Annotated in this window: 9 protein-coding genes; all 9 read right to left on the reverse strand. The window is 61.1% G+C overall.

Going from position 1 to position 13495, the window contains the following annotated elements:
* Positions 1-40: 40 nt before the first annotated feature.
* The 9 genes from tldD to csrD all read right to left on the reverse strand — a co-directional run bounded on the left by tldD (position 41) and on the right by csrD (position 13333).
* Positions 41-1486, reverse strand: coding sequence for a metalloprotease TldD (gene tldD / locus BVU99_RS01535; RefSeq protein WP_025304416.1), 1446 nt, complete (start codon positions 1484-1486; stop codon positions 41-43).
* A gap of 25 nt (positions 1487-1511) precedes the next feature.
* The gene (gene nit1 / locus BVU99_RS01540; RefSeq protein WP_038629939.1) at positions 1512-2354 is read right to left on the reverse strand and encodes a deaminated glutathione amidase; all 843 of its coding nucleotides are present in this window, start codon (positions 2352-2354) and stop codon (positions 1512-1514) included.
* On the reverse strand, positions 2351-6154 hold the full coding sequence (yhdP, locus tag BVU99_RS01545; RefSeq protein WP_099816655.1) for an AsmA2 domain-containing protein YhdP: 3804 nt from the start codon (positions 6152-6154) through the stop codon (positions 2351-2353). Before yhdP ends, nit1 begins: the two co-directional genes overlap by 4 nt.
* An 88-nt stretch (positions 6155-6242) precedes the next feature.
* The gene (rng, locus tag BVU99_RS01550; RefSeq protein ID WP_025304418.1) at positions 6243-7712 is read right to left on the reverse strand and encodes a ribonuclease G; all 1470 of its coding nucleotides are present in this window, start codon (positions 7710-7712) and stop codon (positions 6243-6245) included.
* 38 nt (positions 7713-7750) lie between these two features.
* Complete coding sequence (locus tag BVU99_RS01555) at positions 7751-8335, reverse strand: Maf family protein (protein WP_004936921.1); 585 nt, start codon at positions 8333-8335, stop codon at positions 7751-7753.
* A 10-nt stretch (positions 8336-8345) separates the two neighbouring features.
* A complete protein-coding gene (gene mreD / locus BVU99_RS01560; protein ID WP_004936918.1) occupies positions 8346-8834 on the reverse strand; it encodes a rod shape-determining protein MreD in 489 nt (162 codons plus the stop codon).
* On the reverse strand, positions 8831-9847 hold the full coding sequence (gene mreC, locus BVU99_RS01565) for a rod shape-determining protein MreC (protein WP_025304420.1): 1017 nt from the start codon (positions 9845-9847) through the stop codon (positions 8831-8833). Before mreC ends, mreD begins: the two co-directional genes overlap by 4 nt.
* A 94-nt stretch (positions 9848-9941) precedes the next feature.
* Positions 9942-10985: a rod shape-determining protein MreB gene (gene mreB / locus BVU99_RS01570; protein ID WP_003855260.1), complete on the reverse strand. Its 1044-nt coding sequence runs from the start codon at positions 10983-10985 to the stop codon at positions 9942-9944.
* Positions 10986-11398: 413 nt separating this feature from the next.
* On the reverse strand, positions 11399-13333 hold the full coding sequence (gene csrD / locus BVU99_RS01575; protein WP_099816656.1) for an RNase E specificity factor CsrD: 1935 nt from the start codon (positions 13331-13333) through the stop codon (positions 11399-11401).
* Positions 13334-13495 lie beyond the last annotated feature (162 nt).

The following is a 13495-nucleotide window of genomic DNA, read 5'->3' on the forward strand; positions in this document are numbered from 1 at the left end:
GGGAATGAACAAGGGGCCAATGCGGCCCCTTGAGGAAAAATTACGCCGTGCCGCCGACGGTCAGCGTGTCCAGTTTCAGCGTCGGTTGGCCGACGCCCACCGGCACACTCTGGCCTTCCTTGCCGCACACACCCACGCCTTTATCAAGCGCCAGATCGTTGCCGACCATCGAGATCTGCTGCATCGCCTCAATGCCGGAGCCGATCAGCGTCGCCCCTTTCACCGGCTTAGTGATACGGCCTTTCTCGATCAGATAGGCTTCGGTGGTGGAGAACACGAACTTGCCGGAGGTGATGTCCACCTGGCCGCCGCCAAAGTTCGGCGCGTACAGGCCGTACTCGACGCTGGCGATGATCTCTTCCGGCGTCGATTGGCCCGCCAGCATGTAGGTGTTGGTCATGCGCGGCATCGGCAGATGCGCGTAGGACTCGCGGCGGCCGTTGCCGGTCGGCGCAACGCCCATCAGCCGCGCGTTGAGCTTGTCCTGCATGTAGCCTTTCAGCACGCCGTTTTCGATCAGTACGTTGTACTGGCCCGGCACGCCTTCGTCGTCGATCGCCAGCGAGCCGCGGCGCCCTTGCAGGGTGCCGTCATCCACCACGGTGCACAGCTCGGACGCCACCAGCTCGCCCATATGGCCGCTGAACACCGAGGTGCCGCGCCGGTTGAAGTCGCCTTCCAGGCCGTGGCCCACCGCCTCGTGCAGCAGCACGCCTGGCCAGCCGGCCCCCAGCACCACCGGCATATTGCCGGCCGGCGCCGCCACTGCGCCAAGATTGACCAGCGCCATGCGCACCGCCTCTTGGGCATAGATATCGGCGCGCACCTCGCCGTCGACGGCTTCCAGGAAGTAGTCATAGCCGAAACGGCCGCCGCCGCCGCTGGAGCCGCGCTCACGCTTGCCGTCCTGCTCCACCAGCACGCTGACGGAAAGGCGCACCAGCGGGCGAACGTCCGCTGCCAGCGTGCCGTCGGTGGCGGCTACCAGCACCTGCTCGTAAACGCCGGTGATGCTGGCGTTCACTTCCTGCACCCGCGCATCGGCGGCGCGCGCCACCTTGTCGACGCGGTGCAGCAGGGCGATTTTCTCTTCGCGCGGCAGGCTTTGCAACGGATCGAGCAGCGGGTACAGCGCCTGATAACCGATTTCGCCCAGAGTATGCGCCCGCCCGTCGCCCTGCTCACGCACGATGCTGCGCGCCGCCTGGGCGCTCTGCTGCAGCGCATTCAGGGTGATCTGATCGGCATAGGCGAAGCCGGTCTTCTCACCGCTGACGGCGCGCACGCCGACGCCCTGGTCGATATTGTAAGAGCCATCCTTGATGATGCCGTCCTCGATCACCCAGGCTTCGTGATAGCTGGACTGGAAATAGAGATCGGCGTAGTCGATACGGCGTTCTGCCAGTTGACCCAGTACCCTGTACAGGTCTTGATGACTCAGCTTGTTGGTAGCGAGTAACTGCTCACTGACAAACGTCAGGCTCATAATGGTTTCACTCTTGATTGGAGGATTACTTGTCAGACGGCGCCGTCAGCGACGTCTGGAATCGGTTGTGCTGCAGCACCGGCATCTGCGCACGAATATTTTTCAGGCTTGCGGCGTCCACACGCACCTTCAGTGCCGCCACGGCGTCCGCGTTCTCGGCCAACACCTTGCCCCAGCCGTCGACAGCCATCGAGTGGCCCCAGGTGCGGCGGGTCGGCCCGTGGCGCCCCACCTGCGCCGGCGCCAGGATCATGCACTGGTTTTCGATCGCCCGGGCGCGCAGCAGGATTTCCCAATGCGCCTCGCCGGTCACCCGGGTAAAGGCTGCCGGCACCGAAATCAGTTCGGCGCCCTGCGCCCGCAGCGCCTGGAACAGCGCAGGGAAGCGCAGATCGTAACATATGGTCATGCCCAAACGCCCGACCGGCGTATCCACCACCGTCAGGTGCTGCCCGTGCTGGTAGGTATCCGACTCGCGGTAATGGCCGTGCGCGTCGTTGATGTCCACATCGAACATGTGCAGCTTGTCGTAGCGGGCGCGGATCTCGCCCTGCTCGTCGAACAACAGGCTGCTGGTGGTGATAAGCTCCGGGTTCTCACGGCTGACGAGCGGCATCGAGCCCACCAGCAACCACACGCCATAGCGGCGCGCCAGTTCGCGCACCGCATTCTGCAGCGGGCCATCGCCCTGTTTTTCCGCCTGTTGGCGATAGGCTGCGGAGTTGGCGAACAGCAGCGCGTTCTCCGGCGTCATGACCAGTTTTACCCCGGCATTGAGCTGCTTAATCTGCTGTTCAATCTGGGCCAGGTTATCGCGCACCTGATCGCCACTGCACAACTGCAACAACGCAACGTTAGCATTCCTCATGACGCCTTATCCTCCTTTGACTTACGCTGTACCTCATTGATCTTCGGCTGGTCGAGATCGCCGCCGATATGGTAGCGAATCAGCGAAATCTTGCTCCACAGCGGCCCCAGCACCTGCGAGGCGGCGAACACCGCCGCGCCGACGATCGGGTTAACGACAAACGCCGTGGCCACACCGACGGTCGCTGAAATCGCCGGCGCCACCACCGCTTCCATATCGATGCGGCGGCGCGCCAAATCGATCTGGCCGCTCATAGCAATATCCGCCGCCAAGCCGTCGATCAATAGATTATCTGTATGCATTATGCCATCTTTCAGCCAGGCGGTACTGCGGATGGAATCAAAGTAGAAGCCTTTGCCGAAGGTATCGCTGAAATCGAACTGCAGCTTGCGCAGCAGGGCATCGAAACTGACCAGCCGCAGCAGCTGACCGGCACGGCCACCGCCCATACTGTCGATTTCACCCTTGCCCATCTTGACCTGCAGCGCACCGCTCAGCGTATCGACCCGTGGCTGCCACGGCGTGCCATGCCAGTACAGATCGAAATCCACGTCATAAGGCGCGCCTTTAAGCGGAATGGTGATGCCGAAGAAGGCGGCGGTTTCATCGATCTTGCCGCCGAGCAGCTTGCCTTTCAGCGAGCTGCGCTCTTCCTGCGCATTTTGTTTCCACAGGCCGGTGGCGGTCATGCGCCCTTTGCCGGTATCGACCAGGCCGTGATCCAGCGTCAGGGTATCGCCCCGATTGGTCAGATCCGCCTCGACCCTGCCGAGGTTCTGCCCCAGCACCCAGCACGATTTGCAGCGCAGCATCAACGAAGGCCAGTCGCGGAAGGAAACGTTCTCGGTCGACGGCGGCGGCGTGCCCGCCGCGTTTTTCGTCTCTGCGAACTGCGGGTTGTAATACAGGTAGTTGATATCGGCGCGCCACGGCCCGCGATCGGCCACCCGCAGGCTACCATCCACTTCGTCGCTCTTGGCGCTCACCAGGGTAGCGCCAAGCTGTTTCTCGGCCGACAGCGTCAGCTTATGCCAGGCCTGGCCGACCAACAGCAGCTGCGGCGTGGTCAGCGCCACGGTGGTGGGGAAGCTGAAACCGCCCACCTGACCGCTGCCGCCGCCCTGTTTCAGCGCCGGCGCGAGCAGCGCCAGCCACTGCTCGCCGTCCAGCGCCGGCAGGTTCAACGTCATCGACTTGCCGGCCGGAAGAGGCGGGGTGCCGCCCCCGTTGGTTTGCCAGGCGGCGCGCGCCAGGTTCACCTGTTTTTTATCGAAGTTCCATTCGCTGTTGAAGCGGTTCTGTTTGCCCGCGCTGCCGGTCAACATAAAGCCGTTCAAACCGCCTTTGACCTTGACGTTCACCGGCAGCGCCTCTCCCGACGCCTTGTCCAGTGGCGAAGGTAAGTGACTGCTCACTTTCTTCAGGTCTGCGTCAAGGCCGATATCGTAGCTGGCCGAGCCCTGATGCGGCAGCGTGATGGCCACCTGGCTCTGCCAGGGCGCACTGCCGCTGAGCGCATCGGCGGCCTCTTTTGGCAGGCCGGGGAACTTGCCCGGCTGCCAGTCTCCTTTCAGACCGACGTTGACCTTGTAGTCACGCTCGCCTTCCTGCGTAGTGAAGTTGACCGCCACCGGTTGCCCGAACCAGTTGGCCGACAGGGTGTCGCTCTCCAGATTGCCATTGTCGAAGCGGAACTTGCCGCTGAGCTTCTGCAGCTCGCTTTCCAGCGGTTTTATCAGCAACGAATTGTTGTTCAGCGCCACTTCACCGGTGGCTCTGACCTGCTCGCCGTCCAGGGGGATATCGAGATGTAAGCGCCCACTGACATCACCGCCAATCTGCAGCTGATCCAGCGCCGCCCCCAGCGAATCATGCAACGGTGTCTGCATGAAGTAGTCATGTACGTCGCTGCCCGCACCCGCGACTTCGGCGTCGATCAGCAACCGCTCTTTCAGGTAATCCGGGATCACCGCGCTGATATTTTTGCCCGCCACCTTGCCCAAGCGGGTTTGCGGCGCATGCATCCACAGCCCCTCGTTGGCGAAATCGAGATCGATCGCCAAATCGGTCAGCGCCGGCCAGCCCGGTTGGAACTGGAAGGTGGCGTGACGCAGCGGTACGAAGACTTCGAACTGCCCTTCGTTTTTGCGGTACGGGAAATGCTGCGGATCGCCGGAATAAATCAGCGTGGCGTTATCCACCTGGCCGCCCTGAATGGCGCCGCCCAGGTAGTCCACCAGATGCTTGCCCATCAGCGGTTCCGGGAAATAGCGCCAGGCGTCGGCGCCGTCATACAGGCGGATGCCCGCCAGGATATTCAGCCACGGATCGCCCTTGGCCGGCTGCTGATAACGGAAATCGCCGTTGACCCACAGCGACTTCGCCTTGACGTCCAGCCCCTGACTCGCCAGCTCCCAGCCTTGATCGTTGTAACGCCAGGTCAGCGCGCCACGCGCGCTGCTGATTTCAAGCGGGGCGCGGAACATGTCGCCGTAAGGCAGGGTGCTGTCGGTGAGCCCCAGCGTCAGGCGGCCGTTCTCCACCCCGCCACTCAACGCGCCGGAGAAGTGGTTGACGCCCGGCAGCAGTTCCCAACGCTGCCAGCTGACATCGCGCCACAGCGCCTGAAAACGGCTCTTTTCCGGCTGCTTGAGCGGGATGTCCAGCGCCAGCGCTTCCATCTTCCCCTGCGGCTGCAGATCGTTCCAGCGATCGAGCACGTCCGGGCTGAGGAACGAGAAGGTCGGCAGCAACGCCGATAGACGCTCCAACTGAAGATGGGTCGCGCGCACCCGCAGCTCTTCATTCTGCGCCGGCCCCATAAATTCGGTGTTTTCCGGCAGCCACAGCGCAGAAAGCGCGCCCTGCGGCCAGGCCTGGCCGTCGGTGCTCAACCGCAGCTGCGGCACGTCGAGCTGCCAACCGGTGCCCTGGCGGCGCAGCGAAAGCGCCAGATTGTCTACGTCCAGCCGGTGCTGCGCGGCGCCGGTATTCCAGTTGGCCGCCCCCTGCTTGAGCAACGCATGGCCGCCGGCGATCTCGCCGTTTTGCACCTGCAGCCAGGCCGCCAGGCTGAAGTCGGCGCTTTCCAGCCCGGTGTTGGCGCGCAGCCAGCGGGTAAACCAGGGTTTCATGTCGATGTTATCGGCCTGCAGATAGACCGTGCCGGTGTCCAGCAGGCCCTGATTATCGCGCAGGTCCATGCGCAGCTGCACCACACCGTGCTGGCCGTTCAGCGTCGACAGGCTGATCTGCCCCTCGGCGCGGTGGCGATCGCGGCCGTTGAGCCAGGTCAGTTGGGGAATGTCGAATTCGGCGCGCGCGCCGGCGGGCGTCAGGAACGAGATACGGCTGTCGCGCAGATCGAAATGGTCGAGCTGGCGCAGCATCAGATCGCTGATTTTACCGGGCTCAAGGCCGTCGCCCTCACGATCGCCGCCCAGCGTGGCGTTCAGATCGAGGCGGAATTGATAGAAGGTCAGATCGCGGAACTGCCAGCGCCAGTGCAGCAGCGATTGCCACACGTCCAGCGCCAGCGTCACGCGTTCGATATGCACATCGCTTTTGGGCAGCGTAACGCTCAGGTTGCGCACTTCAAGCTGTGGGCCGAACGTTTCCCAACTGCCCTGCAGGAAATCCATCTGCACAGGCACACCGGATAGCTTCTCCACCTGCGCCAGCAGTTGGGGACGATAGTCGTTCAGCTTCGGCAGCATCAGGCGCAGCCCGCTGATCAGCAGCGCCACAATCACGATTAGGGTGGCGCCTGTTGCTAACAGAATCCCAGGCAGTCGCCTCACGCAGTTCTCCTTGCTCCGCTGCCTGGCAACGGGAATATCTATGCACTGACGGGCCCGGCGTGCCGGGCCCCTACCGATGTCGGGCGGGCTACATCATGACGACGTCGAACTGCTCCTGGCTGTACAACGGTTCGATCTGCACCTTCACCTGTTTGCCGACGAAGATCTCCACTTCGGCCAGCGCATGCGACTCTTCGCTCTTCAGCGCTTCGCCAACCGCCGCGGAGGCGTACACCAGGAAGCGATCGGAATCGTAAGCATGGTGCACGCGTACAATCTCGCGCAGGATCTCGTAGCACACGGTTTCCACCGTTTTCACGGTGCCGCGCCCATTGCAAGTAGGACAATCGTGACAGAGCACATGTTCAATGCTTTCACGCGTGCGTTTACGCGTCATTTCAACTAAGCCTAGCTGAGAGAAGCCGTTGATCGTGGTTTTTACCCGATCTTTACTCAATGCCTGCTCCAGCGAGTGCAGCACCCGGCGGCGATGCTCTTCGTTGTTCATATCGATAAAGTCGATGATGATGATGCCGCCCAGGTTGCGCAGCCGCAGCTGGCGCGCGATGGCCTGCGTCGCCTCGATGTTGGTATTGAAGATGGTTTCGTCGAGGTTGCGGTGGCCGACGAAGGCGCCGGTATTGATATCGACGGTGGTCATCGCCTCGGTCTGATCGATGATCAGATAGCCACCGGACTTTAGCTCAACCTTGCGCTCCAGCGCGCGCTGGATTTCGTTTTCCACGTCGTACAGATCGAAAATTGGCTGGCTGCCGGTGTAGAGTTCGAGCTTGTTGGTAATGTCCGGGATGTACTCGCCGGTAAACTCCACCAACAGATCGTGCGTCAGCCGCGAATCGACGCGAATGCGATCCAGCGCCGCGCCGGCGAAATCGCGCAAGATGCGCTGCGCCAGCGCCAGCTCGCCGTACAGCTTGTATTTGGTCTGGTTGCGCTTCTTGCGCTCCATCACCTTGGTCCACAGGCGTTTGAGGAACGCGGCATCCTGCGCCAGCTCTTCCTCGCCGATGCCTTCCGCCGCGGTGCGGATAATAAAGCCGCCCAGCTCGTCGCAGTGCGGCGCAACGATGGACTTCAGGCGCTCGCGCTCGGCTTCGCTGTCGATGCGCTGCGAAACGCCGACGTGCGCCGCGCCCGGCATGAAGACTAGATAGCGCGAAGGCAGCGTGATATCCGTGGTCAGACGCGCGCCCTTGGTCCCGAGCGGATCTTTCACCACCTGCACCATCAGGTCTTGCCCCTGGCGCACCAGCTCGGCGATGTCGCGCACATGAAAGTTTTTCCGCTCGTCGCCGGCGACGCATTCGGTATGCGGCATGATGTCGGAGGCGTGCAGGAAGGCGGCCTTGTCCAGGCCGATGTCGACGAACGCCGCCTGCATCCCCGGCAGGACGCGGCTGACGCGCCCTTTATAGATATTGCCGACGATGCCGCGTTTGGATTCGCGTTCGATATGAATCTCTTGCAGAATGCCGCCATCGATATAGGCGACCCGCGTTTCAGACGGTGTGATATTAACCAGTAGCTCAGCTGTCATGCCTTCTCCTCAGAGCCGGTCGATAATGGCAGCGCCCATCAACCGGTTCTTACATCACGTAATGCGACAAAATTACTGAGCAGCTCATGTGTTTCGACCAGCGGCAGACCGACCACCGCGTGATAACTCCCGGTTATCGTTCTGACGAAACAACCACCCTTTCCTTGAATTCCATAGGCGCCCGCTTTATCCATCGGTTCGCCCGTAGCAATATAGTCGCGGATATCCTGTTGTGACAGGCTGCGGAACGTCACGTCGGTCACCACCAGCTGGCAGCGCACGTCGTGGCGATCGGCGATCGCCACCGCCGTCATCACCTGATGCTGTTTGCCCGACAGAGCCGCCAGCATGTCCGCCGCATGGGCTTCGTCGCGCGGCTTCTCCAGCACCCGGCCGTTGAGCACCACGATGGTGTCTGCGCCCAGCACCGGCCGATCTTCCTGCGCCAGCGCCACGCCCGCCTTGGCCTTGTCCTGCGCCAGACGGCGCACATAGGCCTCTGCGGCTTCGCCTTCCCGGCGCTGCTCTTCGGTATGCGTCAGCAGAATGTCAAACGACACGCCCAACAGGGTCAACAGTTCACGTCGACGTGGGGAGCCGGAGGCCAGATAAAGCGAAGTCATTGATATACCCTTACTGTACGGCGAACTGACGGCGGATTTTGCGCATCAACAGGAATAACCACGGCCACAAAATGCCGTTTACCACACTACTCCAGAATACCTCTGGGCGGAAAGAGACGTTGATCACTAAAAACTCAGCCCAGAACACCACCACATCCATCGACAGCGACAGCAGCACGACGATCAGCGCCTGTTGCCACAGCGCCATATTGCGGAACAGTTGGAATTTGAACGCCACCAGATAGGCGATGATGCCCAGCGCCAGCGCGCGTACGCCCAGCGTAGAGCCGAGGATCAGATCCATGATCAACCCCAGCACGAAGCCGGTACCGACGTTGACACGATGCGGCAAGGCCATCACCCAGTAGATCAGGATCAGCACCAGCCAGGAAGGCCGGAACATGTAGATCTGCTCCGGCCACGGCATGATTTGCAGCACCAACGCCACCAGGAACGACAGCCAGATGATCCAGCGCCCGTGGCTGCGGTAACTGTTCATTGCACCACTCCCGCCGCGGCAGGCTGAGCCGATGGCGTAGCGCCGGCGGGTTGCGGCGCCACGCCGGTGGCCGGTGCGGGCAGCTGCGGCCCAACAGAACCGGCAGGCGGCAACACCTGCGGCATCATCTGCATCAGGCGCTCATTGGCGACGCGGTGCACTTCGTCCGGCGGCAGCGGCATGTCGCCGTTGCGATCGGCGCCCCACAGCAGCAGCAGGTAGCGCAAGCGCTGCAGACCGGCGGTCGGCCGCGCCTGAATCACGGTGTAAGCGCGCTGATTGTCGACCTTGACCGAGGAAACGACCGCCACCGGATAGCCTTCCGGGAAGCGGCCGCCGAGGCCGGAGGTCACCAGCACGTCGCCAACGCGGATATCGGTGTTGTTCGGCAGATGCTCCAGTTGCAGATCGTCGGCGCAGCCGCTGCCCGCGGCGATCACTCGAATATCGTTACGCAGCACCTGAATCGGCAGCGCGTGCGAGGCGTCGCAGATCAGCAGCACGCGGCTGGTGACTTTCGCCACCGCCACCACCTGGCCAACCACGCCCTTGTCGCTGATCACCGGCTGGCCTTCATAGACGCCGTTGTCCGACCCTTTGTCGATAACGACCTGATCGCTGTAAGGATCGGAGCCGGTGGAGATCACCTGGGTGACCATCTTGTGTTCGTCCTGGCGCAGCGGAGAACCCAGCAGCTCGCGCAAGCGGGCGTTTTCCTGCTTGAATTGGCCAAGAAGAAGAATATCGCTGTTTTTCAGCAGCAGTTCCTGCCGCAGAGCGCGGTTTTCCAGCTCCAGCTGTTGGCGGGTGGCCAGCGTCTCTGACACGCTGTCCAAAACTTTACGTGGCCCGTTGGCCAGAAAATAGAAAGGGCTGACTGCGGTGTCCATGTAGTTGCGTATCTTCACGAACGTGCCGAGCCGGCTGTCGGCAACGATCAGGCCAATGGCCGCAATCACCGCCAAAAAAAGTCGCAGTTGCAGGGAAGGCCCCCTGCTAAAAATCGGCTTCATAAATTATGCGAGTTCCTCGACAACAGAAAGAGGAACCGTACCCGATTTTCGCTGTGCGCATTCATCCGATACGATTCCTCCTTCCAGGGGCTGACTATTCTTCGCTGAACAAATCGCCGCCGTGCATGTCGATCATTTCCAACGCCTTGCCGCCACCGCGCGCCACGCAGGTCAGCGGATCTTCCGCCACCACGACCGGAATGCCGGTTTCTTCCATCAGCAGGCGATCGAGGTTGCGCAGCAGCGCGCCGCCGCCGGTCAATACCATGCCGCGTTCGGAAATGTCGGAGGCCAATTCTGGCGGGCACTGCTCCAGCGCAACCATCACCGCGCTGACGATACCGGTCAGCGGCTCTTGCAGGGCTTCGAGGATTTCATTGGAGTTCAGGGTAAAGCCGCGCGGTACGCCTTCAGCCAGGTTACGGCCGCGCACTTCGATTTCGCGCACTTCGTCGCCCGGGTAGGCAGAACCGATTTCGTGCTTGATGCGCTCTGCGGTGGCTTCGCCGATCAGCGAGCCGTAGTTGCGGCGCACATAATTGATGATGGCTTCATCGAAGCGGTCACCGCCGATGCGCACGGAAGAAGAGTACACCACGCCGTTCAGCGAGATCACCGCCACTTCAGTGGTACCGCCACCGATATCCACCACCATGGAGCCGGTCGCTTCGGAGACCGGCAGACCTGCGCCGATCGCCGCCGCCATCGGCTCTTCAATCAGGAACACTTCACGCGCGCCGGCCCCTTGGGCGGACTCGCGGATAGCGCGGCGTTCAACCTGGGTCGCGCCGACCGGCACACAGACCAGCACGCGCGGGCTTGGGCGCATAAAGCTGTTGCTGTGAACCTGTTTGATAAAGTGCTGCAGCATTTTTTCAGTCACGAAGAAATCGGCGATCACGCCGTCTTTCATCGGGCGAATAGCCGCGATGTTGCCGGGGGTGCGGCCCAGCATCTGTTTGGCGTCATGACCGACGGCCGCGACGCTCTTTGGGGAGCCGGCACGATCCTGACGAATGGCAACCACCGAAGGTTCATTCAGTACGATGCCTTGCCCTTTAACATAAATCAGGGTATTGGCGGTACCCAAGTCGATGGACAAGTCGTTGGAAAACATGCCACGAAATTTCTTAAACATAACGAAAGGATAATCCTGCAAGCTGGGGGCGGAAAATAAAATCCGCCTACTTTACCAACCACACGAAGCAGCGACAAGGCGCAAAAACGTTCTACTTCGGTGAAAAATAGTCTGTATTGTTTCTGCTCGAATGCACGGAAATTGGATGAGGCCTGAATTCCCTGAACAAAGGCTCAGTTTACCACCCTGTCAACGCACGAAACGGCGTAACACAGCTCATAAAATCTAACATATTCCCTGATTGCCGCCGATGGTAAGCACCTACCAACGCCAACCAGATAAAAGCTGACAAGAGCCTATCTCAAATAGGCGTCGTTGTCGCAGGCAGATTGGAGAAAACTCCAAAATGACGGGTGACATGGCCCAGATGGATCCGGCGCTCATTCTACGTCAATTTTTGTCCGGCAATCAGCTTAAACACGATAACGACGTGAATATTTTTTACGCCCCGCGTCGATAGGTTCCGGCGATGCGAAAAAGTCGCCCTGCCCGCCGTGGATCCCCCGCTCTTTCAGCGTCTGCCATTCGTTGCGCGTACGTACGCTGGCCGCGAACACCTGAGCACGCGTGCCCGCGCAGGCGCCGGTCAGGCTCTGCACGAACAGCTGGTTTTCGTCCCGCTTATCAATGCTCCGCACCAGCCCCGGGTGGAGCTTGACGATCTCCACCTGCAGCGACTTGATATAGGACGTACTGACCACGGTTAAACCCGCTTTGGACACCGCGAGACGGCAGCCCAGCCCTGACAACAGCCTCAGCACCGGACGCAAACGGTCGATATGTTGACACACATCTGCCTCCGCAAGTTCAATCAGAATTCGCCGACGTTGGCTTTTTTCGCATTGCAACAGCGTATCGCGCAGCCAGCGCTGGAAAGAGCGCTGCAAAATCGAGTCCACGCACAGCGGAAACGCCAGCGTTTCCTCGGGCCACTGCGCCAACAAGGGAATGATGCGGCTCACCTGTTGGCGATCGTAACTCTCCGCCAACCCCAACTGCTGCACCAGCGGCATATATTCCGCCGGCAGCAATTCCTGGGTGCCGTCATAGATCCGGCTCATGATCTCACGATGGTGCACCTCGCCTTCCACGGTCACCGCCGGTTTCTGATACAGCCGCGGGCCGCCGCGCGCCAGCACCTGTTCCAGCAGCGTGCGCCACTTGACGCTGCCGCGCCCCTTTTCCGGCACCTGGCTGTCGTACACATACCACCCGTTTTCGCCCTGCAGCGTAGCGTGGCGCGTCGCCTGCTCCGCATAGTCGATTACCTGCTCGGTGGTTTGACCGCTGCGGTACGCCACGATGCCGATGTGCAGGAAGGCCTCGCGATCGATCAGCGCCGTGGAAGGCAAGGCATCGATGGCGTTGACCAGCTGTGAAGCGATGCCGTCGGCTTCCTTCAGGGTTCGATGCGGCAACAGCACGGTAAAATCGCTGTGGAAGTAGCGCGCCAGCAGCGCCGACGGGTAGCGCATCACGAAGGTAGACAGCAGGTTGACCAGCGAATACATCAGCTCTTGCACCGCCATGCTGCCGTGCGTCTCGCGCAGGGTCTCGAAGTCGGGCAGCCGCACCATCATCACGATGCCGTGCGAGCCTTCATCTTCCAACTGAGTGGTCAATTGGTTATCGAAAAACAGGCGATTATTCAGCCCGGTTTTGGCATCCTGCGCGGCGAAGGCGCGGATCAGCGTATCGACCCGGCTGCGCTCTTCCCGCGCTTCCGCCAGATCGGCCAGCAGGCGGTCGAGCGCGCCGCTGACGTTGGCAGGCCACTCACGCACGTCGCCCTGCATGACGTTTTCACGCTCGCCGTTCAGAATGCGCCGCGCACGGCGTTCCAGACGATCTTCGCCGTCGGCCTGCTCACGCAGCCAGCGCAGGCTGAACAGCAAAACCACCACCATGACGACGATCGACAGCGTGACGGCGGCGGTGGATTGCAGCGTGCGCACGTCGCTGGCGAAGGGATCGAGGTAGGTGATGTGCAGCGTACTGCCCGGGTGCTGCAACAGAGTTCGCGAGACCTGACGATAGCCGTTCAGCGCATCCCAGGGCTCTTTTTTCAGCGTCGGCAATTTATAGTCGAGGAGCTTGCTGGTACCGGCCTCTACGCGGATCGACACAATGCCGAGCGGACGCATGACAATCGGCAACCATTTCTCCTGATCGCGCGGCGATTCCTGCAACATGGCTTGATCGAGAGAGGTGACCAGCGAATCAAAGCGGCGCTCCTGGCGATCCTGGGTAATGTAAAAGAAGCTGTATGAGCATCCCATCAGCATCAAAAACATCGCCAGCGCGACCAACAGAGTGATCAATGCAGAGAGTTTGGTGGTAAATCGCATCCCTGTGCCTTGTCCGCTATGGTTAAGTGAGTGTTCACCCTTTAGCTAAAAGGGGCCGTCCAACCCTAACAAGCCTTGCCGAGGAATTAAACCTGCAAGCGCCGTTTTTGTCCTTTATCAGGACTTGGGCCGCTTATTATGCATATAGTCAAATAAATGTGA

Origin of the sequence: Serratia sp. OLAL2, assembly GCF_002752475.1 — a bacterium.
GTDB lineage: Bacteria > Pseudomonadota > Gammaproteobacteria > Enterobacterales > Enterobacteriaceae > Serratia > Serratia bockelmannii.